28 protein-coding genes, 3 tRNA genes and 1 other RNA gene are annotated in these 24,784 nt (G+C 51.2%); 23 read left to right on the forward strand and 9 right to left on the reverse strand.

The genetic code is table 11. The annotated features are described in order from the left end of the window. Complete coding sequence (locus tag GS535_RS08285; RefSeq protein ID WP_018979729.1) at positions 1-576, reverse strand: SspB family protein; 576 nt, start codon at positions 574-576, stop codon at positions 1-3. Between the two features lie 124 nt (positions 577-700). Next, positions 701-1,018: a transfer-messenger RNA gene (gene ssrA, locus GS535_RS08290) on the reverse strand. Positions 1,019-1,101: 83 nt separating this feature from the next. On the opposite strand from ssrA, the gene thyX reads away from it, so the two are divergent. Together thyX and GS535_RS08300 are read left to right on the forward strand one after the other, a co-directional pair. Next, positions 1,102-2,016 (forward strand): FAD-dependent thymidylate synthase, encoded by a 915-nt coding sequence (gene thyX, locus GS535_RS08295; protein ID WP_160791910.1) that lies wholly within the window; start codon positions 1,102-1,104, stop codon positions 2,014-2,016. Further along, a complete protein-coding gene (locus tag GS535_RS08300) occupies positions 1,997-2,338 on the forward strand; it encodes a hypothetical protein (protein WP_160791911.1) in 342 nt (113 codons plus the stop codon). The genes thyX and GS535_RS08300 overlap by 20 nt, the downstream gene beginning before the upstream one ends. Here GS535_RS08300 and fbaA read toward each other — a convergent pair. Next, positions 2,335-3,435 carry a class II fructose-bisphosphate aldolase gene (gene fbaA, locus GS535_RS08305; RefSeq protein WP_237442252.1) on the reverse strand — a complete coding sequence of 367 codons (1,101 nt, stop codon included), beginning with the start codon at positions 3,433-3,435 and terminating at the stop codon, positions 2,335-2,337. The two genes, GS535_RS08300 and fbaA, sit on opposite strands and share 4 nt — an antisense overlap. 280 nt (positions 3,436-3,715) lie before the next feature. On the opposite strand from fbaA, the gene GS535_RS08310 reads away from it, so the two are divergent. Genes GS535_RS08310 through rimI form a run of 4 tightly spaced genes read left to right on the forward strand, consistent with a single transcriptional unit; the run spans position 3,716 to position 6,003 of the window. Then, on the forward strand, positions 3,716-4,279 hold the full coding sequence (locus tag GS535_RS08310; RefSeq protein WP_160791913.1) for a NifU family protein: 564 nt from the start codon (positions 3,716-3,718) through the stop codon (positions 4,277-4,279). A 7-nt stretch (positions 4,280-4,286) separates the two neighbouring features. Then, a complete protein-coding gene (locus GS535_RS08315; RefSeq protein ID WP_202401581.1) occupies positions 4,287-4,880 on the forward strand; it encodes a malonic semialdehyde reductase in 594 nt (197 codons plus the stop codon). Next, on the forward strand, positions 4,880-5,542 hold the full coding sequence (gene tsaB / locus GS535_RS08320) for a tRNA (adenosine(37)-N6)-threonylcarbamoyltransferase complex dimerization subunit type 1 TsaB (protein WP_160791973.1): 663 nt from the start codon (positions 4,880-4,882) through the stop codon (positions 5,540-5,542). Before GS535_RS08315 ends, tsaB begins: the two co-directional genes overlap by 1 nt. After that, positions 5,539-6,003 carry a ribosomal protein S18-alanine N-acetyltransferase gene (gene rimI / locus GS535_RS08325; RefSeq protein WP_160791914.1) on the forward strand — a complete coding sequence of 155 codons (465 nt, stop codon included), beginning with the start codon at positions 5,539-5,541 and terminating at the stop codon, positions 6,001-6,003. The genes tsaB and rimI overlap by 4 nt, the downstream gene beginning before the upstream one ends. On the opposite strand, the gene GS535_RS11305 is transcribed toward rimI, so the two are convergent. Beyond that, on the reverse strand, positions 5,984-6,226 hold the full coding sequence (locus tag GS535_RS11305) for a sulfurtransferase TusA family protein (protein WP_370518151.1): 243 nt from the start codon (positions 6,224-6,226) through the stop codon (positions 5,984-5,986). The two genes, rimI and GS535_RS11305, sit on opposite strands and share 20 nt — an antisense overlap. 107 nt (positions 6,227-6,333) lie before the next feature. Here GS535_RS11305 and GS535_RS08330 point away from each other — a divergent pair, with 107 nt between their 5' ends. The 5 genes from GS535_RS08330 (at position 6,334) to GS535_RS08350 (ending at position 10,415) form a co-directional block, all read left to right on the forward strand. Beyond that, positions 6,334-6,741, forward strand: a complete 408-nt coding sequence (locus GS535_RS08330; RefSeq protein ID WP_160791915.1) for a MucR family transcriptional regulator — start codon at positions 6,334-6,336, stop codon at positions 6,739-6,741. 97 nt (positions 6,742-6,838) lie between these two features. After that, positions 6,839-7,357, forward strand: a complete 519-nt coding sequence (locus GS535_RS08335) for a Fur family transcriptional regulator (RefSeq protein WP_160791916.1) — start codon at positions 6,839-6,841, stop codon at positions 7,355-7,357. Positions 7,358-7,495: 138 nt separating this feature from the next. Continuing rightward, positions 7,496-8,326 carry a GNAT family N-acetyltransferase gene (locus GS535_RS08340; RefSeq protein ID WP_160791974.1) on the forward strand — a complete coding sequence of 277 codons (831 nt, stop codon included), beginning with the start codon at positions 7,496-7,498 and terminating at the stop codon, positions 8,324-8,326. Positions 8,327-8,335: 9 nt separating this feature from the next. Beyond that, complete coding sequence (gene lnt, locus GS535_RS08345; RefSeq protein WP_160791917.1) at positions 8,336-9,880, forward strand: apolipoprotein N-acyltransferase; 1,545 nt, start codon at positions 8,336-8,338, stop codon at positions 9,878-9,880. Positions 9,881-9,968: 88 nt separating this feature from the next. Continuing rightward, positions 9,969-10,415 (forward strand): helix-turn-helix domain-containing protein, encoded by a 447-nt coding sequence (locus GS535_RS08350; RefSeq protein WP_160791918.1) that lies wholly within the window; start codon positions 9,969-9,971, stop codon positions 10,413-10,415. Here GS535_RS08350 and GS535_RS08355 read toward each other — a convergent pair. Further along, positions 10,412-11,083 (reverse strand): tyrosine-protein phosphatase, encoded by a 672-nt coding sequence (locus GS535_RS08355; RefSeq protein ID WP_160791919.1) that lies wholly within the window; start codon positions 11,081-11,083, stop codon positions 10,412-10,414. The two genes, GS535_RS08350 and GS535_RS08355, sit on opposite strands and share 4 nt — an antisense overlap. A 66-nt stretch (positions 11,084-11,149) precedes the next feature. On the opposite strand from GS535_RS08355, the gene GS535_RS08360 reads away from it, so the two are divergent. Continuing rightward, positions 11,150-11,461: a hypothetical protein gene (locus GS535_RS08360; RefSeq protein WP_160791920.1), complete on the forward strand. Its 312-nt coding sequence runs from the start codon at positions 11,150-11,152 to the stop codon at positions 11,459-11,461. Between the two features lie 123 nt (positions 11,462-11,584). Here GS535_RS08360 and GS535_RS08365 read toward each other — a convergent pair whose 3' ends face one another. Further along, positions 11,585-12,262, reverse strand: a complete 678-nt coding sequence (locus GS535_RS08365; RefSeq protein ID WP_160791921.1) for an LON peptidase substrate-binding domain-containing protein — start codon at positions 12,260-12,262, stop codon at positions 11,585-11,587. A 428-nt stretch (positions 12,263-12,690) separates the two neighbouring features. Here GS535_RS08365 and GS535_RS08370 point away from each other — a divergent pair. Further along, a tRNA-Gly gene (locus GS535_RS08370) sits at positions 12,691-12,765 on the forward strand. Positions 12,766-12,966: 201 nt separating this feature from the next. Here the strand turns inward: GS535_RS08370 and GS535_RS08375 are convergent. Continuing rightward, positions 12,967-13,647, reverse strand: a complete 681-nt coding sequence (locus GS535_RS08375) for a hypothetical protein (protein WP_160791922.1) — start codon at positions 13,645-13,647, stop codon at positions 12,967-12,969. A 394-nt stretch (positions 13,648-14,041) separates the two neighbouring features. Beyond that, the gene (gene ppa, locus GS535_RS08380; protein ID WP_160791975.1) at positions 14,042-14,566 is read right to left on the reverse strand and encodes an inorganic diphosphatase; all 525 of its coding nucleotides are present in this window, start codon (positions 14,564-14,566) and stop codon (positions 14,042-14,044) included. Between the two features lie 176 nt (positions 14,567-14,742). Here ppa and GS535_RS08385 point away from each other — a divergent pair. The 9 genes from GS535_RS08385 to GS535_RS08425 all read left to right on the forward strand — a co-directional run bounded on the left by GS535_RS08385 (position 14,743) and on the right by GS535_RS08425 (position 23,168). Next, positions 14,743-14,816 (forward strand) — tRNA-Ile (locus tag GS535_RS08385). A gap of 117 nt (positions 14,817-14,933) precedes the next feature. Continuing rightward, positions 14,934-16,613, forward strand: a complete 1,680-nt coding sequence (gene ettA, locus GS535_RS08390; protein ID WP_160791923.1) for an energy-dependent translational throttle protein EttA — start codon at positions 14,934-14,936, stop codon at positions 16,611-16,613. 53 nt (positions 16,614-16,666) lie between these two features. Further along, entirely contained in the window at positions 16,667-17,176 is a 510-nt protein-coding gene (locus GS535_RS08395; RefSeq protein WP_160791924.1) for a GNAT family N-acetyltransferase, read from the forward strand. Positions 17,177-17,198: 22 nt separating this feature from the next. Next, the gene (gene argC, locus GS535_RS08400; RefSeq protein WP_160791925.1) at positions 17,199-18,110 is read left to right on the forward strand and encodes an N-acetyl-gamma-glutamyl-phosphate reductase; all 912 of its coding nucleotides are present in this window, start codon (positions 17,199-17,201) and stop codon (positions 18,108-18,110) included. Between the two features lie 96 nt (positions 18,111-18,206). Continuing rightward, positions 18,207-18,292 (forward strand) — tRNA-Leu (locus GS535_RS08405). Positions 18,293-18,408: 116 nt separating this feature from the next. Further along, positions 18,409-19,362, forward strand: coding sequence for a GIY-YIG nuclease family protein (locus tag GS535_RS08410; protein WP_160791926.1), 954 nt, complete (start codon positions 18,409-18,411; stop codon positions 19,360-19,362). Between the two features lie 163 nt (positions 19,363-19,525). Then, positions 19,526-20,689, forward strand: a complete 1,164-nt coding sequence (locus tag GS535_RS08415) for a phosphoserine transaminase (RefSeq protein WP_202401582.1) — start codon at positions 19,526-19,528, stop codon at positions 20,687-20,689. Further along, positions 20,686-21,825, forward strand: a complete 1,140-nt coding sequence (locus tag GS535_RS08420; protein ID WP_160791927.1) for an ATP phosphoribosyltransferase regulatory subunit — start codon at positions 20,686-20,688, stop codon at positions 21,823-21,825. The genes GS535_RS08415 and GS535_RS08420 overlap by 4 nt, the downstream gene beginning before the upstream one ends. Positions 21,826-21,878: 53 nt before the next feature. Then, entirely contained in the window at positions 21,879-23,168 is a 1,290-nt protein-coding gene (locus GS535_RS08425) for an adenylosuccinate synthase (protein WP_160791928.1), read from the forward strand. Positions 23,169-23,238: 70 nt separating this feature from the next. Here the strand turns inward: GS535_RS08425 and GS535_RS08430 are convergent, their stop codons facing one another. Continuing rightward, on the reverse strand, positions 23,239-23,868 hold the full coding sequence (locus tag GS535_RS08430) for a DUF805 domain-containing protein (RefSeq protein ID WP_160791929.1): 630 nt from the start codon (positions 23,866-23,868) through the stop codon (positions 23,239-23,241). Between the two features lie 393 nt (positions 23,869-24,261). Between GS535_RS08430 and GS535_RS08435 the strand changes: the two genes are divergently transcribed. After that, positions 24,262-24,738, forward strand: a complete 477-nt coding sequence (locus tag GS535_RS08435) for a hypothetical protein (RefSeq protein WP_160791930.1) — start codon at positions 24,262-24,264, stop codon at positions 24,736-24,738. The last annotated feature ends 46 nt before the right edge of the window (positions 24,739-24,784 follow it).

Here is a 24,784-nt window from a genome sequence, read left to right on the forward strand (position 1 = left end):
TTAGGAGGGATCTTCCGTGTCGGTGGAGCTCTCTGACTTATTGTGACGTTTGCGGAAAGCGGCAAGGCTGACAACTTCTGCTTCTTGCGTTTCTTTTTCCTCATGCTGAGGGGTGTTAGAAGCACTGTCAGGTTCATCCTGATAGAGCTCCGGGCCGCCATTGTCCTGCTCAACCTCTGGGGTCGTTCCTTCAGGGTTAAAGCGGAGCGCAATTTGGATATGCGGGTCAGCAAAGGCCGTGATTGCTTTAAGGGGAATACGCAACGTACAAGGTGTTCCGCCAAAGGAAAGCCCCACAGAAAAAACGCTACGATCCTCGCTCACAGTTGGGTTAAGGAACTGATGCTGAAGGACGATAGTCATCTCGTCAGGGTAGCGATCCTTTAGACGTGCAGGGATGTCAACGCCGGGATAGTCTGTGAGGAACGTCATGTAGAAATGATGTTCCCCCGGTAAGCCGTGATGGCATAAATAATCCAAAGCCTTTAGAACAACGCCCCGATGTGCGTCTTCTAACCATGTGTCATAGGGTAAAAGGCTCGTAGGGAAGGTCGGGTCGTTTGGATCGTCGCTCATGGATAGCTTGCTACACGGTTTAGTGTGAATGGTTCTCAATTTCTGGGCTAGAATGCCACAGATAGCAAGAGAAGAAGGTGTTTTTTTCTGTCTAGAGTGTATTGGGAACCATCAAGTAAGCGTGAGTGGGAGGCTTCTGTTGCCCGGTGCCTCCCGAACCGCGCTTATCGCTTATGCAGCAACAGCGAGCACCTCTGAGTTATCGTTGGCACTTGTAAAATTTAGCCCGATGACGGCGGTACCATGCCGGGCAAAAAATAGATCTTTACTGTGCGTGTCGAGCCTGTTTCGTCCCCATAGCCCTCCTAAGGAGGGTCTTGGTGGAGACGCCGGGCACTGCCCCCGGGTCCACTACACCTATTCCATCTATCGTTTATCGCCATAGCCGGAGCGAACCCCGGCAAGAGTTAAGATAAGGCGTGTACATATTTTTAGCAAGGGGTGAAAGGCTCACGTGACGAGTGGGGGAGAAAAAGGTTAGAAGGCAGAGAATACGTTTTAGCTTGGTATGGTAGGAGAAAGCCCATGGCTCTGACAGATGAACAGCGCGCTGAAATTACAGCGCAGCGTCATGCGCCGGCGCAAACAATGCGACCAACAGTTCCGGCGATGGAAGCGCTTCTCTTTGAGCCATTTGAGCTTCTTGATCACGGCTTTTTGCGCGTTGTGGACTATATGGGCGACGATTCGGCTGTCGTGCAAGCGGCGCGTGTTTCTTATGGGAAGGGGACGCGTCGTACGTCTGAAGATGCGGGATTGATTCGTTATCTGATGCGTCATCGTCATTCCACACCGTTTGAAATGTGTGAGATTAAGTTTCACGTGAAACTTCCACTCTTTGTTGCACGGCAATGGATTCGTCATCGCATGGCGAATGTGAATGAATATTCAGCGCGTTATTCTGTCTTGGATAAAGAGTTCTATCTGCCTGCAGCCGAGCAAATTGCGGCTCAAAGTCGGTCGAATAAACAAGGACGCGGGGATGCGTTGAGTGCGGAGGCAGCCCAAGAGGTGTTGTCCATCCTACAGCGTGATGCGCTGCAATGTTATGACGATTATGAGCAGATGCTAGACCCAGAGGGGATGGGTGTTGCGCGTGAATTGGCGCGTGTGAACCTGACACTCAACACCTATACGCAGTGGTATTGGAAAATTGACCTCCATAATCTGATGCATTTTCTTGCCTTGCGCTCGGATCCTCATGCTCAATATGAAATCCGTGTTTATGCGCAGAAGATGCTAGAGATCGTTAAAGCGTGGGTGCCTCATACGGCCGCAGCGTTTGAGGAGTATCGTCTTGGAGCGCATAGTTTTTCGGCAGGAATGCTGAAAGTGCTTCGTCGTCGCCTTGCAGGTGAGGATGTGACGCAAGAAAATTCCGGCATTACGAAGCGTGAATGGGCCGAGATGATGGCCGTGCTTGAGGCAGACGCTTCATGATGCGATGACGGAAGGAGGTGGACGCCGTATGAGTGATTGGGATCGACTTCTGAGTGAAGGGCGGGCTTATCAGTATGAGGAAGGATTGCTTCCTCCCAAACGGCGGCCACCCTCTATGGTACCGTGGGTTGTGTTGGCTGTGTTGTTGGTGTTGACCTCTCTTGGCATTGAGCTCTTTTGGCCGCTGCCTTCTCATCATGGCCCTTTGCCGGTCTGTCAGCGTGGGCATATGGCGCCGGCCTCATCATGTCAAAAGCAGGATGAAGCGTCTCGTTCTTCCGAAAGATCGGGGCATGATGGGGCGGGGAAAAAACCCTCTTAGGGGCGTGGAGACGCCAGGCTTTTCCCACGAGAGCCGAGGATCGTGAAGGCGTCGTTAAGGCGTTCAATGCAGTGCTCTTCCCCAGCGCGCAGCCATGTGCGTGGGTCGTATTGTTTTTTGAGTGGACGCCCTGTTTGGGGGCATAGTTGATGTTGAAAGGCGGTGTCGTGGTGCTGCACATAAGCTCCGACGCCGCGCGCGAAGGCAAATTGAATATCAGTATCTAGATTGACCTTGATGACGCCGTAAGAGAGGGCTTCGTGAATGATGGCGGGATCAGACCCGGAACCGCCATGAAAAACTAGAGGGAGTGGGTTGGGGCCCCCTCCGCATTGGGAGGACACGAGCTCTTGAGAGTTTTTTAAAATCTCAGGACGGAGGGTCACGTTCCCCGGTTTATACACACCATGTACATTGCCAAAAGAAGCAGCAATTGTGACGGTTCCTAGCGGGGAAAGACGTTTCCATGCGGTAAGAACTTCTATCGGTTGGGTGTAAAAAGAGGGATTTGCAGTGTGATCCTCTCCTAGTTCAGCGCCGATCCCGTCTTCTTCCCCACCGGTGATCCCAAGCTCAATCTCCAGCCCCATGCCCAGAGGGGTGAGGCGGCGTAGCATAGCGTCTGCTTCATCAAGGTTGTTTTCTAGTGGCTCAGCTGAGAGGTCGAGCATATGGGAGGAGAAAAGAGGTCGCCCTGTTTGAGCGTAGTTGACCTCACTGAATGCCACTAGGGCGTTAAGCCACGGAATGAGAGGGCGGTTAGCGTGGTCAGTATGGACGATGACGGCAATACCGTATTCCTTGGCCATAAGATGCACATGACGCGCCATAGAAACGGCACCTAATACGCGAGCGCGATGAAAGTCTTGTAAGCCGTTCCCGCCAAAAAAACGCGCCCCACCGTGAGAGATTTGTATAATGACATCAGAGTGATTGCGTGCTGCAGCTTCCAAAACCGCGTTAATCGTGTTCGTATTCGTAACATTGACAGCCGGTAGGGCGTAGCGCCCATGTTGGCACGCTGCTAAAAGGGTGCGGTAATCGCGGCCCGTGACAACACCAGGAGGAACAGCTGTGGTAGAGAAAGAGCGGGGCATGACTGTCTCCATTGAGATCGCGCATGATGTTTGCGAGAGCGCCTTGTCTATTACAGCCTGTAGGCTCTGTCATTGGGGATGAACCATGATCATGGCACAATAACAGAGATTGGCCGTCATGTGTCAGGTCATTGCGGTATGATAGCATGATGAAAGCATAAAATGCGGGCACACATGAAGTAGGACTATTATAGTCCGCAAACCTTGCACTATGAAAGGATGATCCATAGGTGAAGGAATATCTAGCACGAATGTGTGTTCAACAGAGGGTGGGATCGTAATGTTAATTGAGACGGAAGACACGCCAAATCCGGCAACATTAAAGTTTTTGCCGGGTCGTGAGGTGACAGGAGCTCAAGGGCCTGTTGACTTTGCGCATGCTGATGCTGCGAAGGGGGGGTCTCCTTTAGCTGAGATGTTGTTTGCTCTCCCTGAAGTGCAGCGTGTCTTTCTTGGTGAAAACTTTGTGTCTGTGACCAAGGTTGAGGATCAGTCATGGCCAGAGGTTCGTCCGCTTGTGCTGAGCGTGCTCACAGAGTTTTTTGCTTCTGGGAAAGAGGCGCTGACGCGGCCAGATGTGGAACCTTCTCTTCAGATTGCTCCCGAGGATGAAGAGGTTGTCTCTCGCGTGCGTGAGCTTTTAGATACACGGGTGCGCCCTGCTGTAGCCGGTGATGGTGGCGATATTGCCTTCCGTGGTTATCGTGATGGTATTGTCTATCTTGCCATGCAAGGCGCATGTTCGGGGTGCCCGTCATCTCGGGCAACCTTACGTCATGGTGTTGAAAACATGTTGCGCCACTACGTGCCTGAAGTTGAAGGCGTGGAGGCGGTAGAGGAGTAGGACTGAAATGATGACGCAAAACGAGGCTTCTTGGGAGGCGTTGTTCACGGAACGTCGCACGCCGCGGGACTTATCGTCTCGTCCTGTTGAGGAAGACGTTTTGCGTCGTCTGTACGACCTTGTAAAAATGGGGCCGACGTCTGGAAATTGTACGCCGGGGCGCTTTGCGTTTTTAACAACGGATGATGCGAAGGAGCCTTTGCGGCCTGCCTTGTCTGCGGGGAATATAGAGCGTGCCTTACGCGCGCCTGTCGTTGCGATCATTGGTCATGATCCGATGTTTTTTGAACAGCTCCCCCGTGTAGGCACTTTGCCAGGTTTGCGCGATTGGTTTGCCGCTGATGTTGGGTTGAGTGAGGAAACAGCTTTTCGTAACGGAACTCTACAAGGAGGGTATTTCATCCTTGCCGCGCGTATGCTGGGCCTTGATGTTCTTCCGATGTCTGGTTTCGATTCTTTGATGGTGGAAGAGCGTTTCTTCCGTGAGCAAGGCTGGCGAGCGAATTTTTTGGTCGCTTTGGGTTATCCGGCCGAGGATGCTGACCCTTTGCCTGAACGTGCGCCTCGGTTGAGCTTCGAGGAGGCATGTCTGTGTCTGTGATGCCAGCGCGTTCCTTGGTCATGAATGGAGCGGGTGCCGGGCGCGGGCAGAGTAATCTGATCGCTCTGTTGGAAGAAGAGCGTTGCGTTGCCTCGCAGATTATGGCTGGACGTGGGGCAGCAGAAAAATTTGCTCCCGCCGTGCAGACTCTTTTAGAGACAGCTGGTTGGGAGCAGCCACCTGAACTCGTGGCGGCCATTGTTGGGCCGGGCTCTTTTACGGGCCTGCGTGCGTCTTTGTCCTTGGCCTCTGGGTTGGCCCGGGGTTGGGGCTGTCGGTGTGTCGGTGTGCGTTTGGGGGACGCGGTGCGGGAGACGGTGCAGCGATCTGATGTAACGGTGATGTGTCTGGCTCGACGTGGGCGTGTGTTTGTCGATCCTGCCGAAGGGGCGCCGTATGCTCTTACGGTTACAGAAGCGCAAGAACGCCCATGGTCTGCTCTTGCGGGGGACGCTGTGTCGGGTGTGGATCATGTGGCTGAGTTTTCACAATGGCATGAAGACAACAGCGGCCCTGAGATTGTGGATTGTGTCGCGCCAAGTGCTGTTGGTATTTTAAGAGCGGCGTTATCGGCGGAAGAGAGTTCCCTTATGCCGCTTTATATTGACCCTCCTGAAGCGAAGTTGCCAGCTGGTGGGTTGCGCCCAGCCCCTCAGCGATGAGCCGCGCGGTTACAGGCCTAGATGTCGATATTGTACCGTTTGAGCGAGACGCTTCGTCTTGTTTGGCAAAGCTTCATAAAGACTGTTTCTTAGGGGAAGAACAGTGGAGTGAAGAGGCTTTCGCACAGCTTTTGTCTATGAACGGAACATCAGGATGGGGGGCATATATGGGAGAAGCCCTCATAGGTCTTTTGCTCGTTCATTATGTGGCTGGAGAGTATGAGGTCTTAACATTAGGGGTGCATCCACAAAGAAGAGGGCGGGGAATAGGCCGTGCGCTGATGGTAGAGTTCATGGCACAGGTTCTTTTAGAAAATGCTGTTATTTTTCTTGAAGTTAAGGTGACGAATAACAGAGCGTTTCATCTTTATTCATCACTAGGTTTTACTCAAGTAGGGTCTCGGAAGCGCTATTATCCTGACGGAGAGGATGCGCGCGTGCTTAGGTTTTCTTCACCGTAAGAAAGTAATTTTGACGTCCTTCTGAGGGCTCTTCGATTTGAACAATGGGATAATGAAGTGCTGATAGGAAAGACCTAATACTATTATAAGTTTCTTTTCCATGAAGTGAGATCGTTAAAAAGCTATTATTAGGGATTTGATCAAGTCGTAAACGGACATGAACACTGCTGAGAGGGCACGATAAGTGACATATATCAAGGAAGTTCAGTATGTTATCTGTCATAATGAGCCTATTTTTCCATTTTATAGGTGAAATGAGGGTTTTTTTCTTGTAGTTATCTAACTACATCGGATAGAGAAATATACAAATTATGTGGAGATAGTTACTATATGTCGACAGAGTCTGACTTCCCGGGTCTACGGCAGCTGACAGCGCAGATCGTTACCGCTTATGTGAGCAGCCATGATGTCCCTGCTGATGCACTACCAGAACTCGTTCGGTCTGTGCATGCAGCTCTTTCTGGTGCAGGTGCTCCTGCAGAGGCTGCGCCAGAGAAACCCGTTCCAGCGGTGCCGCCGCGCAAATCCGTCTTCCCAGATTACATTATCTGCCTGGAAGATGGGAAGAAGCTGAAGCTTCTACGCCGTCACTTAAAGACAGCGTATAATATGACGCCACAGGAATATCGTGAGCGCTGGGGGCTTCCGGCAGAATATCCTATGGTAGCACCAAATTACGCAAGCCATCGTTCTTCTTTGGCCCGTCGAATCGGTTTGGGACGTCGTCGCGAAGATTGATGATCTGGCCCCAAGAGCACTACTGAGCTGGAAAATATGGCTCTTGTGTGTTTTTGGGGTTGGACAAGTCGGTTCTTGATCGGATAAGTCCTCAGCTATGGTGGTAAGCACAAAAAATACGGAGCGTCCTCGCTCTTCCTCTAAGAGTGTGGTGGGAGATTCTCCCATTGCGCGTCTTTGTGTCAAAAGTGGGCTGAAGATGACGGGTCAGCGCCGTGTGATTGCCCATGTCCTCTCTGAGGCCGATGATCATCCTGATGTGGAGGAGCTCTATCGGCGGGCGGCGGCGCTTGATAACCGCATTTCGGTGGCGACTGTTTATCGGACAGTTCGTTTGCTGGAAGAACGCGGCATTCTCGAACGCCGTGACTTTGGCGGTGGACGTGCGCGGTATGAGGCGAGTGAAAACGGCTGTCATTATCATCTTATTGATATTGATAGTGGACGTGTCATTGAATTTGAGAATGAAGAGCTCGTCTCGCTCTTGTCACAGATTGCAAAGAAGCTGGGGTTTGATCTAGTTTCTCATAGAGCAGAGCTGTTTGGTCGTACTGAGAAAGGTGCGACCGCGGATGAAGGAAAGAATACCTCCTCAGAGGGTAAGAAGTCCGTATAGGCCATATCGTCTCCAGACGAAGGATGATCATGAATGACCAGTGAGACTGTGCCAAAGTTTTCAAATGATGTGGTGTCTACTCTTCCTGAAGCAGGGGCGGGTGTTCAGCTCAGGAGTAGTGAAACGGCGCGGAAACAAATGGAAACTTTGGCGACCCTCTCTCTGAACCGTGATGGCGGATTTCAGGAATTAAGGGGAGGGAGCCTCGGTGTGCGTCTTGCGACGACGGAAGCAGAGCGTGATGCCGCGCAGGCTCTGCGTTACCGTGTCTTCTTTGAGGAAATGGGCGCGCGTCCTGATGAAAAAGCCCTGAGGACGCGTCGTGACGTTGACCCTTTCGATGAGGCGGCGGATCATTTATTGGTGATTGACCATGCCCGTTCATCTGGTGCGGAGGGTGTGGTAGGGACGTATCGTCTGTTGCGTTCCGATGTGGCTGCGAAAACAGGTGGTTTCTATTCATCTGCGGAATATGACATTTCGTGCCTGACTGAATTTCCGGGTCGGATTTTAGAAGTTGGTCGCTCATGTGTTGCGCCTGAATATCGTGGGCGTGCGGTGATGCAGCTTTTATGGCGTGGGATTGCTTCTTATATCTTCCTTCATCACATTGATGTGTTGTTTGGCTGTGCGAGCTTACATGGCACATCACCAGATGCTTTGGGTGATGAGCTGACATGGCTTTATTATAATCATTTGGCGCCACCTGCTCTACGGGTAAAGGCTTTGCCCGAACGTTATGTGGAGATGCAGCGCACTGATCCATTGCATCTTGATCGGCGGGCTTGTCTTAACAAACTTCCTCCCCTCATTAAGGGCTATCTCCGGTTGGGAGGTTATGTTGGAGACGGCGCTGTCGTTGATGAGCAATTCAACACGACCGATGTTGCGGTATTGGTGAAAAGTGAGCTTCTTGCCGATAAATATTACCGCCATTATGAGCGTCGTTTACGAGATGCTTTGGATTAAGACAACTTTATGACAGCTGATTTCAGGCGCCTTTTTTCAGCGACAGGCTGGAAAACGGCGTTATTGGTGCTGTGTGCTGGGGCGGCTGCGGCGCTTTCATTGCCGCCGGTTTATGCTTTCCCGATTTTACCGTTCGCGCTTATTGTTTTGTACAAAACAGCGTCTCAAGCCCCTACAATGCGATGGGCAGCATTGTGGGGTTTTTTGTTTGGTATGGGGTTCCACACAGCTGGGCTGTATTGGCTCACCTGTGCGATCCTAACGCGGGTACATGAATTCTGGTGGGTGGTGCCGTTTGCAGCTCCTGGGGTGGCTCTTATTATTGCGCCGCTTATCGCTGTGCCAGCAATGGCATGTCGTTTGGTGCCCTCTGGTTGGCCACGCATTTTCTTATTTTCTGCGGCTTGGACGTTAGCGGATATGAGCCGCGTCTTCTTTTTTTCGGGTTTCCCATGGAATCCGTTGGGAAGTGCTTTGGAGGTGCCAGGTTTTATCGGCGATGTGTTGATTCAACCGGCCAGTATTGTTGGGGTTAATGGTTTAGGTCTCGCGCTTGTTTTGGCCTCTTTGGCGTTGTGGCACGGACGGCGAGCGGCTTTAGTTGTGTGTATTGGGGGCGTGCTGTGGTGCATTTTTGGTGTTTGGCGCCTTGATCATGTGCAGCCACAAGCTGTTACCAATCCTTATTTAGTCTTAGTGCAGGGCAATGTTTCAGAAGATGACGTACTTGGCCGTGGTGATGCGCTGCATAATTTCCAATCTTATCTGACGCAGACAACAGAAGGGGTGCAGAAAGCTTTACCTCAAGCACGGGCTGAAGGTCGTTCGGTTGTCGTGGTATGGCCTGAATCGGCGTTCCCGGGGCTTTTGGATGAGGATGAGCTGGCTCGACGCATGATTTCAGATGCTGCCCAAGGGGCTCCTGTTCTCGTGGGGTCTGATCGCCGTGCAGATGGGCATTGGTATAATAGCCTAGAAGCTGTGGGAGCTGGTGGAGCCCTTGAAGCGATTTATGATAAGAGTCGCTTGGTACCTTTTGGGGAATATCAGCCATGGATTATTCCGTTTAATATTCTTCCAGCCGTTTTGACGCCCGGTGATGGGCTCAAGACATGGGAGCTGCCCAATATTGGGCGTGTCGGGCCGATGGTTTGTTATGAGATTATTTTTTCAGGAGCTGTGGTGGCGCCAGGGAAGCGCCCTCACTGGCTCGTCACGATCTCTAACGATGCGTGGTATGGGAACAGTGCAGGGCCGCGTCAGCATTTGGCGACAGGGCGAATGCGGGCTGTTGAGGAGGGATTGCCTGTAGTTTTTTCAAATAATCGTGGTGTTTCAGCAATTTATAATGCAGTTGGTCATGAAGAGAAAAGAACCGTTTGGGGCAGAGAGCAAACATTGCTTCAATCTATTTCTCCTCCCCTCCCTCCTACATTATTCTCTCGCTACAGTAATGTAGGAGTGGTAATTGTCTCTTTTTTTCTTCTCTTGTGCTCTCTTCTTTCTAAGGGTAGAAATTTTTTTAAAACGAGACTTCCCTTGATGGTGCGTTAAAATTTAATAAATAGTAAATTAACCATTAGCGTGGGTTGTTATATGGTTGTGAAATGTGTGTGATCCTTATTGAGTAAGGCTATAAAGAATGCCCACATCATTAACTGATGTTCAGATTGGTAAACGGATGCGTCTTTTGCGGAAGGCACGGAAGGTGTCGCAGGAGAAGCTTGCGGCCGCTTTAGGCATTACGTTCCAGCAAGTGCAGAAATACGAGCATGGTAAAAACCGTATGGCAGCGGTAAGGCTCTATCAAGTTGCGTGTCTTTTGCATGTGCCGATTAATTTCTTCTTTGAAGGCTTTGGTGAGCCTGTCGCTGCAGAGGCTGTAGGATTATCTGAAACGCAAGAAGCTTTTTCAGCGACCGAGGATGACGTCAGCCCATCGTATGATGCGGCTGATTTGCAGCTATTGATGCGCCCTGAGACGGTTCGTCTGGTGCGGACTTATTATCGGATTACCGATGGGAAGATACGTCGCGATGCTTTTGATTTGATTGAAAAGATTGCAGGTGTTTCTTCTAAGGGAGATTAATCAAATTTCCTCGCATCGGCAGATAAAGGGTTGAGGAGCGTAGTGGCGCGGTCTTTTCGGAATGCTGTGCGGAGGCCGTCTTCATCATAATGAGAGCGCACCCAGTCTATGAAAGGGATTTTCCCTTCTGCTTCTTGTCGATAGAGCAAGAAAAAAGCGTCCAGTACGCCGGTACGCGATCTTTTGAAATGTAAAAAGCGCCAATGGAGCTGCTTCAGGGCTTCTTGAGTGCATCCCCCTTCAAAGAGAATAATGAGGCCACTGGCAAGTCCTGTGCGGTCTGCTCCTGATTTACAATGAATGAGAGTGGGGCCATCGAGCTTTTGATAGATGTCGTAAAAACGAAGAATACGGTCTTTATGCGGTGCGTTGCGGCTCTCAAATGCCATATCAATATAAGGAAGGTTGAGGGACTGGCAGGTATGGCGCGCTAGAGCGTCTGAACCACATTGACGGTGCCCGCGGAGATTAATGACAGATTCTAAATGAAGTTTTTTGTGTAAATGTCTCAGACGTGCTGGGGTTGGGTGATTGCAACGCCATATCTTTCCTGCCACCACAGGAGTGAGGTTAGTCCAGGCAAGGCGAAAAATCGCATGGTCATGAAATAGGCTATCGTACCAAGCGTGAAGGCGCTTTTGAGGAGAGGTTAGAGTACCCTTAAACATGGTGTTTTCTTTTCATGGTGCTTTAGAGACATTCATCTCTTGCAGAATATGCTACAGGACGATGTTATGAAACGCTCCGTTGTAACATTCTGCGTGATGCTTCCGCTGGCAGGTGGAGGGTGTGCTATGGATAGTGCTTCTTTTAAAGGGCCACATGCGGATATGACAGAGAAATATCCACGTAAACCTTTTTCCGTGCAGCGCAAGCATCCTGAACTTGCACTTCAAGGGCCTCATTTTATTATGCCTCCTGGTATTCCGCCGTTACCAGAGCCAGCAGCTGCGGCGGTTCAGCGCCCGATCCGGGGGAGTGGAGAAAATGGCCCCCCACCAGCTTATCCATCGCTAACCGATACAGAAGCTTCTTACGGTAAATAATGGGAGAAACTGTGTGATCTGCCCCTGAACCTGCTGTGATGTCTGTCGCCTGCTAAGGCGAGAGGTATAATCGAACGGTTATTGTGCATGGGGAGGCTCGATCATGGCCATGCGGTACACGCCCTATGATGTGTGCGTGTTGTTATGAAGGATGTTGAGCAGAACGGTAGCACGTTCATTCATGTCTGAGGCCTCAAGAAGCGTCTGTTTCTCAACCGCGGTAAAGGGAAGGAGCATCGGAAGCTCGGTCAACAAGCGTTCATCGTCGAGATGTTGGAGGGCTTCCCAGTTCGTCTTAAGCTGGTGTGCATCCAGATAATGTTTAAGCAGGGGCATAAATTCGTCGCGATCAAGCGGAATAGAACTATTCTCGAGCAAATCTTGTGCGAAAGATGCCGCGTCGATCATGCCTTCACGCCATCCACGGGCGGTGAGCTCATCTCGAAGTAATGAAAACCGACTGATACCCGTTAAGGTAATGGAAAAGCACCCATCATCATATTCGGTAAATGAGGTAATCCGGCCTAACGTGCCGATTTTTTCGAGGGGAGGATCTTTTTCATCAGCCGTTTCAGAGTGGATCTGAGGTTGGATGATGCCAATGAGGCGTTCATGGGCAAGGGCGGCTTCAAGCAAGGCGATATAGCGTGGCTCAAAGACACTGAGAGGAAGGTGTCCGTCCGGCAGCAGGAGAGTGCCTGTCAGAGGGAAAAGTCCGACACGTGGCGGAATATCAGCTAATGTAAGTCGTGTAAAAGAGGGAACGCGAGGTGAAACATCTGGGGAGTGAGAAGGAGTCATAAGCTAATCAGACAAGAAGAAGTGAACACTGTTGCTGCGTGTTTGAATGATTAAAATGCGGCGGTCCCTCACGCAGAAAAGAAACAGAGCCGCTCTGTTGTTACTGTGTATAAACGATCATTACGAAATGTTGCGAGAAGCTCAAGGAGGAGAGTGGTCAATTTCGTAGAGAGCTGTGTGTGGTAAGGGTGCGAAAGTGAAGATCATGAGGGAAACACCTATTCTTTTATGGTGATAAGGGGAAAGAACAAACAAACAGGAGATCACTCCCTATCAAAAGACGTTGTTGCTGAATGGGCAAAGACAAGGGAAGAGAAAGCTTTTTGACGGTGAGAAAAGAAAAGACGTAAAAAAAATCAAAAAAAACGCATAGATGGGGTTGCATCTCATCCTGTTTTAGAGCATAAACCCCTCATCGACAACGGAACGCGGGCGTAGCTCAGGGGTAGAGCACAACCTTGCCAAGGTTGGGGTCGAGGGTTCGAATCCCTTCGCCCGCTCCAGTCGAGATCATCACGAAAATGAGATTGTTTTAACGCCCTTCCACTTTGGTGGGGTGTTTTTTGTGTAGTTTTTTTGAGAAGCTTTGTCAGCTCAATGAAGTCATGACAGCGTTGAGCCTCATCATAACCGGTTCCCACAAAGATCGTGATGAGATGTTAAAAAATATGTTGATCTACATGTAGGCTGAATGAGGAGATGGGTTAGTTTTTCTTGGGTGGAGGGTCATCAGGGAAACCAATATGAGGCTCATGGAATGATGCTTGATGAGCGGTGTCGATTGGAACTTTGTGCGGCGCATTTGTGGTTATGCGCTGAGGAAACTGACAGTCGTTCAGCCCTTTAGAAGGGAGTGTGAGAACCTGTTTTGCTTGGAAAGATTGAGAGGGCAGGTTGGGTATATGGATATAGATTTTTTCTCCAATGCCCTGCAGTGTGATAACGCCATTTTCTAAACGCCACATGCGTTGGGGGCCAATCATAATAGAACAGGCACTGAGTTTTTTGTTATACAGACTAAGCACATTAGTCAGTTTGTGAGCGGCGTCATCATCTACGAAAATAGCTTCCTCAGCATTTGAGCGGTATCCCATGATCGACATAATGACATTCATGATGGGGGCTGTGGCTTGATGTAAGGGCACTAAAAGGATTACGCTGATTATTAAGGATAGCCCGCTTCGTTGCAGAATATCTATTTTTGTGTTTTCTTTTCCAATAATGGCCATGGAAATAAATCCTGATGCCATAAAATAATACAAAAAATATATTAGAGATGGATCTTTGGTCTTTGAGTAAGAAATTTTCATTAGTAAAATGAAAATAAAACATAGTAAAAAAGAAACTAAGAACCAGATTATTTTCAAAGATATTTTTTCTTCCATAAAAAGATAATGTCTCTTCTTTTTATGGAGTTTGTGAAATAAAATCATGACTAAAAAAAGAGTAGATAGTGAACCATATACGAGTAATAGTGTAAAAAACGCTGGAAAGAGTTCCTATGATAATAAAGTTAACTGCTGATAAGTTTTTTTCAATATATGGAAGACAATCATTCATAATTCCGTAAATACATAATATCATTCCACCCAAAATTGTGAGTATAGGTGTGGTTATTGATAAGATTGTGCCGAAGTATGTTTTAAATTTCTCTAATTTATTTTCTATGTCTTCTGTCATTTGTGTTTGCGATGTTTGAGTGGGGAAATATGATTTTTAAGGTCTCCCAGTAAGAGGAGCACAGAGCCCCTCTTACCAAGAACACACCGTAAGAACGTCTTATTTTTTCGCAGCAGCGATGGATTCTTCAATCACTTTGCAGGCGGCGTCTTTATCAGCCCAACCAGAGACTTTCACCCATTTGTTAGGCTCAAGGTCTTTGTAGCGCTCAAAGAAATGCGCGATGGATTTCAGTGTAATCTCTGGCAGTTGGTTCACTGACGTAATGTCGTGGAACTGCGGATGGATTTTGTCGTGAGGTACGCAGATGAGCTTTTCATCGCGGCCACTTTCATCTTCCATATGCAGCACGCCGATGGGGCGGGCACGGATAACGCTTCCAGGCACGACAGCGGCGGGGGTGAGCACGAGGGCATCCACCGGGTCGCCATCAGCGGCGAGTGTGTTGGGGATGAAGCCATAGGCGGTTGGGTAGGCCATTGGCGTGAAGAGGAAGCGATCTACAAAGATAGCGCCGCTTTCTTTGTCCACTTCATATTTCACGGAAGAGCCTTGCGGAATCTCAATGACGACATTGACATCATTGGGCACGTCTTTGCCTGCGGAGATTTTAGAAACATCCATAATGATTGGCACCTGTAAAAAGAGTGTGTGCGGCCACATGACCGTCCTGTGGTTTTACCGAGGGATGAAGGCGCTGCCCAGAGGGGGAGTGGAGAAGATAATGATCCCTTTCTGTGTTTTTTAGTAAAAGAGGCTTGAAAAAAATCTTATCTTGAGCGAAGAGATGCCCTGTCTATGCGCCTGTAGCTCAATTGGTTAGAGCCGGCCGCTCATAACGGCTTGGTTGCGGGTTCGAGTCCTGCCGGGCGCAGGTGACATTTTTATAACGGGAGTGCCCCGGTTCTCTTTTCGGGTTATTGTTGCCATTGGGCGTGCTATAATCCGGCTTCCGATGCCCACCTTACCTTTACGTTAGAGGAGACCTGCCATGGCCGCCTATCAGTATGTCTACGTCATGAAGGACCTCACAAAGGCCTATCCAGGTGGGCGTGAGGTTTTTAAAGGCATTACGCTATCCTTCCTGCCTGGTGTGAAGATCGGTGTTCTTGGTGTGAACGGCGCCGGTAAGTCCACCTTGCTGAAGATTATGGCAGGGATTGAGAAGGAATATGGCGGCGAGGCTTGGGCTGCCGAAGGCGTTAAGATCGGTTATCTGGAGCAGGAGCCCCAGCTTGATCCGAATCTGACGGTTGGCGAAAATGTGGCTCAGGGCTTTGGTGAGCTCAAAAAAGCGGTTGATCGCTTTAACGAAATTTCTGGTAAATTTGCCGAGCCCATGTCTGATGAGGAGATGAATGATCTCCTTGCAGAGCAGGCGGAGCTGCAGGAAAAGATTGATGCGGGTGAAGGCTGGGAGCTGGACCGCCGTTTAGAGATCGCTCTGGATGCGCTGCGTTGCCCACCGGCTGATAGCTCTGTGGAAAAGCTTTCTGGTGGTGAGCGCCGTCGTGTCGCTCTGTGCCGTTTGCTGATTGAAAAACCCGATATTTTGCTGCTCGATGAGCCGACCAACCATTTGGATGCGGAAAGTGTGGCATGGTTGGAAAAGACGCTGCGTGATTACACCGGTACCGTGATGGTCATTACCCATGACCGGTACTTCCTTGATAATATCACGAACTGGATTTTGGAAATTGAGCGCGGTCGTGGCTATCCATTCGAGGGGAATTACTCCTCTTGGTTGGAACAGAAGCAGAAGCGTCTGGCTCAAGAAGAGAAAGAGGAAAGCTCTCGCCAGCGTGCTCTGGCAGCGGAAAAAGAGTGGATTTCCAGCTCTCCAAAGGCGCGTCAGGCAAAAAGCAAAGCCCGTATTACGCGCTATGAAGAGATGCTGGCGGCTGGTCAGGAAGCCACAGGTGGCACAGCAGAAATTGTCATCACTCCGGGCCCACGGTTGGGCAGTGAGGTTATTGAGGCTGAAAACCTTTCCAAAGGTTTTGGTGAGCGCCAGCTGATTGATAATTTGAACTTCAAGCTGCCACCGGGCGGTATTGTTGGGGTGATCGGGCCGAACGGGGCGGGTAAGTCCACGCTGTTTAAGATGATTACGGGCCAAGAAAAGCCTGATGCTGGGACTTTGACCATCGGTGATACGGTTAAGCTTGGCTATGTGGACCAGTCCCGTAATGACCTGGATGATAACAAAACCGTGTGGGAAGAAATTTCCGGTGGAACGGATGTGATCCATCTTGGTAAACGTTCCGTGCCATCGCGCGCCTATGTCGGGGCGTTTAACTTTAAGGGGCCAGACCAGCAAAAACGCATGGGCGTTCTCTCAGGTGGTGAGCGTAACCGCGTCCATTTGGCGAAGATGCTCAAACAAGATAACAATGTTCTTCTGCTCGATGAGCCAACCAACGATTTGGACGTTGATACCTTGCGTGCGCTTGAAGAAGCGCTCAGTAACTTTGCCGGCTGTGCTGTGGTCGTCACCCATGACCGTTGGTTCCTTGACCGTTTGGCAACCCATATCTTAGCGTTTGAAGGCGATAGCCATGTGGAATGGTTTGAGGGGAACTTCCAAGAATATGAAGCTGATAAACGTCGTCGTTTAGGCCCCGATTCGACCGAACCAGGGCGGATCCGTTATCGTCCGGTTGTACGCTAACGGTAAAAAGATGACGGGCATAAGCCCGCTTATGGACAGAAAGGGGGTGCGCTGTGCTGGGCCATGAGCTACGGACAGCGCGCCTCGTCCTTCGTCCGGTCAGTTGGTCGGATATGGAGGATATGGCGCGTCTCAAGGCGGATATTTGTGCCTTTGGGCGTATGCTGGGCGGGGTGAGGAGCCGCGTTCAGGCTGAGGCGGACATGGCTGAAGACGTCGCCCTATGGGCGCGTCGTGGTGTCGGTATTTTCTCTATCATTGAGCAAGGCCGTTTTGTCGGCATGACAGGCGTGCATGAACGGCCCGATGGGCGTGGGTTGGGGTTGCGTATCTCGATTTTCCCGTGGGCGTCGGGGCGGGGTATTGCCCGAGAGGCTGCCGCCTGCGCGCTTGCTTTTGTGCTCGACCGTGGGGAAGAACGGGTTGTGGCGGTGGCGCGTGAGGATAACACAGCATCTCGGGTTATCTTAGGGGCGATCGGTATGACGCACCTTGAGTCGTTTGAAAGGGATGGCCATATCATGCTTCTCTATGAGAAACGGCAGCAGCGTTTTCAGTGGTGAATGTTGCCTAGAGGAGATGAACATGACGACGCGTATCTTTATTGACGGTGAAGCTGGGACAACGGGCTTGGGGATTCGTCGTCGTCTTGAGGAGCTCCCTTCCACCTATGGCTTTGAACTCCTGAGCATTGATCCAGCGTTGCGTAAAGAGGCAGATGCGCGCCGTGCGATGATGGAGCAGGCCGATATTACCGTGTTATGCCTGCCTGATGATGCTGCGCGTGAAGCGGTGGCGATTGGGCAAGAGACGCAGACGCGCTTTTTGGACGCCAGTACCGCCCACCGTGTTGATCCGGCTTGGGTGTATGGTCTGCCAGAACTAAACGATCAGCAAAGAGAAAAGATCGCTCAGGCTCGGTTTGTGAGCAATCCGGGCTGTTATGCGACAGGAGCGATTGCGCTTCTTCATCCATTGGTGGAAGCGGGGATTCTCCCGGTGGATCATCCCGTGTCTATCAACGCGGTGTCAGGCTATAGTGGCGGTGGCCGTAAAATGGTGGAGGATCATGAGCGTGATGGTGGCCCAGCCTTTATGCTGTATGGTCTATCGCTGAACCATAAACATCTTCCAGAGATCACCCATTATAGTGGCTTGGCGCGCCATCCGCTTTTTGTGCCGTCTGTTGGGCATTTCCCACAAGGAATGATTGTTTCCATCCCGCTGCATTTGGTGACACTCCCGGGCTGTCCGTTATTAGAAGACCTGCATGACGCTTTGCGTAAGGCGTACGCAGGGGCGAAGACGATTCGTGTGTGTGACAGTGAGCCGAACTTGCTGGCGGATACATTGGCCGGGCGTGATGATATGGAGCTCCGCGTGCATGGGCAGGGGGGGCATGCTGTATTGACGGCTCGGCTGGATAACTTGGGTAAGGGGGCATCTGGTGCTGCGGTGCGGAACCTCTTGCTGATGAGCGGACAGGAAAAACTGTGAGAAAAGACGTCTTTTTTCTCTTCTAGCTCTGGTCCTTTAGAGCGGGATAGAGTATGGTCCCGCTCAACGCTCCGGTAACGGGGTGTATATGACAAAGCGAGAGTGGCGGAACTGGTAGACGCAGTCGGCTCAAAATCGACCGCCTTTAAGGCTTAGGGGTTCGAGTCCCCTCTCTCGCACCATAAGTTTTGAAGAAGGGCCGTGAGGCCCTTTTTTGTTAGGATAGAGCAAAGCTTTCTAACACATCCTGATGACAGGCCGTGCGATCTTTGCTGTATTTATACAGGAGAGAAGTCGTATGGGCTTCAATAAACGTTCTCTTGAGCTGTTCTATATTGATGGCCGACCAGATGGGCTGTTAACCGCAGAAATCTTTGATTGGACAGGCCATGTGCTTGTCGTGCCGCGCTTGCGTCTCAAGGAAGCGCTTGCGCGCGCTGAGACAGCCTATGCCGGCGTTTATCTTCTTTTGGGAGAGAATGAGCAGGGACGGCCACGGGCCTATATTGGTGAAGCGGAAGAATTGCGCACGCGACTAGGGCAGCATGCACGAGCGGATGATAAGCAATGGTGGGAAAAAGCTGTTCTCGTGACGACGACCAATAATCAGCTTCACAAAGCGTATGGTCGTTATCTTGAATCGCGTTTGATTGAACGGGCACAGAAAGTGCAACGTGTTCTTCTGGACAATAATACATCTCCCTCAGTACCCCTGCTGCGCGAAGCGGAGCGGGCTAATATGGAGGGGTTTTTAGATAACCTCTTTATGGTGCTTCCTGCGGTGCGGGTGGATATGTTCATTGAAAATGCCCGCCCCGCCGGTTCAACCCTTCATCAGCAGCTTGTGCCATCCCAACATTCAACAAAAGAACAGGCAGAACGTCAGGCGCCACGGTTTGAGCTGAATTATCGTAAATATCACATACACGCGACGGCCTTGCTTCAAGATGGTGACTTTGTGGTGGAAGCAGGGTCAGAAGCGTACCCTCAGTGGAAGGGGGATAAGAACTCTTCGTACAGCCATCGTCATGAAGAGCTTTTGCGGAATGGTGTGTTGAAACAGGAGGGGTCAAAGGGCGTCTTTGTGACGGACTATGTGTGCTCCAGCACGTCTGAAGCGGCGGCAATCGTGCAGGGACGTAGTGCGGCGGGGCCGACAGCGTGGCGCCTTGTGGGAACATCCACAACATATAAAGAGTGGGAAGCACAGGGGCTGGATAAAAGCGGGGCGTCCGTTGCGTCTTCGGAGTGATCGTGCCTTGACGCTCTAGGGAGCGTGTGACACCTAAAACAGCGTGGGATTTTAGTGGGAAAGCCTGCTATTATTCTGCATTGTAAGGGCCCGGAGGCCAGGGTGGGAAAGCCTTGGTGTGCTAGGGTCTGGCTGTATTTTGCGAATGGGTCGATACGCTATCATGTCCTTTCCTAAACCTTCCCACCGTCCAGCGCGACCATTTTTCTCTTCAGGGCCTTGTGTCAAACGCCCCGGATGGCATCCCGATGTGCTGGGTAATGCGTTGCTTGGGCGTTCCCATCGAGCTGCGGAAGGGCGGGAGCGTCTCAATGAGGTCATTACACGGTCAGCTGAGTTGCTCGCTGTGCCGAAGGGATGGAAGGTGGGTATTGTTCCAGCTTCTGATACCGGCGCTGTTGAGATGATCTTATGGGCGTTAGCAGGGCAGCGTGGCGTTGATGTCCTGTCTTTTGAGAGCTTTTCAGGCACATGGGCGAAGGATTTACGGGATTCGCTGCACCTTAATGATCTGCGTGTGCTGGACGCTCCTTATGGCGAGCTGCCAGATTTAGCGCAGATTGATTGGTCGCGTGATGTGGTGATGACGTGGAACGGCACAACCTCCGGTGTGTGTATGCCCTCGGTGGATGTCGTGCCCGAACAGCATGAGGGCCTCGCGATTTGCGATGCGACCTCGGCTGCTTTTGCGATGGATTTACCGTGGGATCGGCTCGATGTGGTGACATGGTCGTGGCAGAAAGCGCTGGGCGGTGAAGCAGCGCACGGGATGGTCGCTTTGAGCCCACGCGCTGTTGCACGGCTGGAAGAGCCCGCACCGCGTGCCCTGCCAAAGATTTTCCGCCTGACTAACAAGAAGGGGCTGAACGAGGCGATTTTTCGTGGCGATACGATCAACACCCCATCGATGCTCTGCGTGGAAGATGCATTGGACGGGCTGAAATGGGCGGAAGAGATCGGTGGTTTGCCTGCTCTTAAAGCGCGATCTCAGCGCAATCTCGCGGCGGTGAGCCAGTGGGTTGCGCAACGTGACTGGGTCGCTTTTTTGAGTGAGAAAGAGGCGACCCGTTCTTGCACGTCCATTTGCCTGAAAATTGTCGCCCCGTGGTTTACGGCGCTTCCTGTGGAGAAACAGAGTGAAGCGGTCACGTTCCTGACACGTCAGGTGGCAGAAGAGAAAGCTGGATATGATCTAGCGGCTTATCGTGACGCACCTGCTGGATTGCGTATCTGGGGTGGAGCCACGGTTGAAACAGATGATATTGACGCCCTGCTTCCATGGTTGGATTGGGCATGTGCACGTACGAAAGAGGTTTTTGAACAATGATGTCCAGCCCTGAAACATCCAGCCCAGCTTTATTGCCTATGGGGTTTGTGGACTTGCTGCCACAAGAGGCGGAAGCAGAAGCACGCGGTATTGCCAAGGTGATGGCGGTGTTTGGTCGTCATGGCTATGAGCGCGTGCGCCCCCCTTTGCTAGAGTTTGAAAGTTCCTTGTTGAGCGGAGCCGGGGAAGCGCTGTCTGAGCAGAGCTTTCGGATGTTGGATCCTTCGTCGCACCGGATGATGGCGTTGCGTCCTGATATGACAACGCAGATTGCTCGTATTGCTGAAGTGCGTTTGAAAGATCTACCACGCCCGCTGCGTCTGTCTTATTCAGGGGACTGTGTGGTCATCGGTACGCCGGGCCGTGAAGGAGAGCGTCAGGTGGCGCAGGCGGGCATTGAGCTCATTGGCCCTGATAGCGCAGCCGCCGATGCGGAAGTGATCGCTCTGGGGGCTGAAGCGCTTCAAGCGATGGGCATTGAGCATATTTCTTTTGATCTGTCGATGCCGGTTTTAGTTTGGACGTTAATTGATGAATCGTTTGCGGGGACGGTGCGGGACAATCTTATCCATGCGCTTGACCGTCGTGATGCCGCGGCTGTGGCTGAGCAAGGCGGTGAATTGGCGGATCTGTTCCTTGGCATGATGAATGCGGCGGGGCCAGCGAAACGGGCGCTGGAGCTGTTGGATGCGCTGACTTTTCCTGAACGTCTCAAAGGGCATGTCGCTCGTTTGAAAGAGACCGTCAGAGCCGTGCTGCATCGTGTGCCAGAGGTTCATGTCACGGTTGATCCGATTGATTTCCGCGGATGGCGCTACCATACCGGTGTGTGCATGACGGTTTTTGCTCTCAATTGTCGTGAGGAGCTTGGGCGCGGTGGGCGCTATCGTGCGGGTGAAGAAGATGCCTGTGGTTTGACGCTCCATCCTCAAGCCTTGCTTCGTGTTGCGCCATCGCTGTCTAAGACATCACGATGCATGGTTCCGGCAGGTTTATCGAAGAAGGACTTGTCCAGTCTGCATGAGGCAGGCTATGCCACGGTCGCAGCGTTGGACGACGAGGCTGACCTAAAGGAGTCTGCTCGTCATCTACGGTGCAGCCATATCTGGCAGGATGGCGTAGCCGTTGCGCTCTGACTCCTGACATCACTGGTTCTTATTGTGTAACGCTCGAGGGAAAGTCCGTTTTTATGTCCAATGTTACCGTGATTGGCACCCAATGGGGGGATGAAGGTAAAGGCAAGATTGTTGACTGGTTAGCCAGTCGTGCCGATATCGTCGTACGCTTCCAAGGGGGGCATAACGCTGGGCATACGCTCGTTGTTGATGACAAAGTCTATAAGCTTTCCCTGTTGCCGTCAGGTTTGGTGCGTGGCCAAATTGGCGTGATCGGCAATGGCGTTGTTGTGGACCCGAAAGCTTTGATGAGCGAGATCGACCGGGTGGTTGAGCAGGGTTTGACGGTCACACCGGAAACGTTGTGGATTTCAGAGACAGCACCGTTGATCTTGCCTGTGCATGGGGCCTTGGATCGTGCGCGTGAGGTTGCGCGTGGAAAGCATAAGATCGGCACGACTGGGCGTGGCATTGGCCCTGCTTACGAAGACAAAGTAGCACGCCGTGCGATTCGTATCTGCGACCTGACAGAGCCTGAAACCTTGGACTGGAAGATTGATGAGCTGCTGCTGCATCATAATACGCTTCTAGCGGGTCTTGGGGCCGAGACGTTCAGTAAAGACGATATTCTCGCTTTCCTTCATGAGATCACCCCGCGTCTTCTTCCTTTTGCGTGTCCGGTTTGGGCGCGGTTGGATGAAGCCGTGCGTGCGCGCAAGCGTATTCTCTTTGAAGGGGCGCAGGCCGTGATGTTGGATGTTGACCACGGCACCTATCCTTTTGTCACAAGCTCAAACACGGTGGCTTCGGTCGCGGCATCGGGCAGTGGCTTGGGGCCAAAGGCTGTTGGTTTTGTTCTGGGGATTGCCAAAGCGTACACAACCCGCGTGGGAGAAGGGCCGTTCCCGGCAGAATTGTTTGATGATGTCGGCGCAGGCATTGCCGAGCGTGGTCATGAGTTTGGCACGGTAACAGGCCGCCCTCGTCGTTGTGGCTGGTTTGATGCCACCATGGTGCGCCAAGCCGTGCGTGTGGGCGGCGTCAATGGCATTGCTCTGACGAAGCTGGACGTGTTGGACGGCATGGACACCGTGTCGATCTGCGTAGGGTATGAGCTGGATGGAAAGCGGATTGAACGCTTCCCCGCAGCGCCGGGCGCTCAAGCGCGCGTTAAGCCGATTTTGGAAAGCATGCCAGGCTGGAGTGAGACGACAGCAGGAGCCCGTTCATGGGCCGAACTTCCTGCACAAGCCATCAAATACGTGCGTCGCATTGAGGAGCTGACCGGGGCACCGGTGACGCTGCTTTCAACCAGCCCACAGCGTGACGATACGATTTTGGTGACAGACCCGTTTGAAGGCTAAGGGCTTTTAGCGCAGAACGAACTGTGGAGGGCTGGCTATCATGAAGATGGCCAGCCTTTTTTGTGCAGTGTTATACGGCGGGAGGGCCCCAGCGATTGGTTTCAGGCTTTGTTTTGAGGATATTGAGAATAAAGATAGGGATTTCCCCTATAAGAGTAAAACTTAATAAAACCCACCAACCAGAAAGATGACGATCATGAAGGCGTCGAACCTGAACAGATAGGCTTGGTATGGTGAAAATGAGGGTAATCAGAATAGAATATATATCTGTTTGATCGCTAACCTCACTATAGAAGCTATGCCATGAAATAGTGTGATCATGAAGTGATTTTATTTCATAATCTCCTAAAAGACCGCCATATTCAAAAAATATTAACATAATAATCTTAAACGCAAAGAACATCCAATATTCTCGTCGGCTCGCACGACCTCTAAAATTGAATGTATTTTTGAAGCATTTAAGAGCAATCTCCCACATATTTAGGGAAGAGATGTTTGTTATATCCTGTGGGATGGTTATTTCTCTAAAAACATTATGGGCTTCATTGTCTTTACTTATATCGAAGTCAACGTATTCCCCTTTAGAGGGAGGGGTATCTTCTTTCCATTGGCTATGAGGGGCCGTATAGCGTTCTCCATTCTGTCCTTTGATGAAAATTTGGGATGTTGTGTGATCACGCCCAAGAATATAACCACGCATTGTTTGTCCAGCTTTCTTTAGATAATTTACTTACGATATCGTTATGGTATGGTGTTTCATAAATAATAGCTATCAATTTATTAAACTATATGAAGCGGTTCATTTTGGTCTGACAGCGCACCTTTCCTACATAATGAGTAGGCCCTCTTTGTGAGCCAAAGCCTAAGAAAGGGATGGAATATGATAAGAAGTCCATTTTAGGTTTGCTGGGTTCGTCTTGAGATGAGCGCTGCGCTCGCTGTATTGGAATCATTCTGGGGTTGGCTGTACCAAGGGAAGAGGTTGCATCGTCATGATGATTGTCTACCGTCCCCCGCGGGACGAGAGACATGTTGTGAAAGAGCGTGGTATACTCTCATACGGATTGATCGGACGATCGGGGCAAGAGGACAGATGCGTAAGGAAGAGAAAAAGCTAACGACCCGTCGGTATGTCACAGGCATTGCAGGCAGCTTTACGATTGCGCTTCTTACAGTGATGATAACAGCCACGGCTCATGCAGAGGGGAGGCAGATATTCCTTAAAGGGGACGACCTCAATCAAGCTGTGGATGTTGTCTTGCAGCGTGCTTTGGCGGATTGTCCTCCGCCTGCCATTACCTATGGCGATCCTTTGGCGCCTCCCTCGGTTGATGGAGAGTGCCTGTCATCGTCGGTGATGCGGCAAGCGACGCCTGACTCAGTGCGGCAAATGGTGAGTGCTGCTGTGAATCGCGATAGCGTGTTGCTGGCGCAAGAATGCCGTCGTGAGACAAACCAACAACGGCGGCAGGTGGTCTGCACAGCGCAAAAAATTGTAGAATCCGAGCATAGTAGGCGCGTTCACGCCTATGGTGCGCTTGTGGAGCGCGGCGGGCCTTTGTGGAAGTAGGGCGCAGAAAAAACGCGTCTCTACCGGAAGGGCAAGACGCGTTTTA

It is taken from the genome of Saccharibacter sp. EH611 (assembly GCF_009834765.1).
In the GTDB taxonomy this organism is placed as follows: Bacteria; Pseudomonadota; Alphaproteobacteria; order Acetobacterales; family Acetobacteraceae; genus Saccharibacter.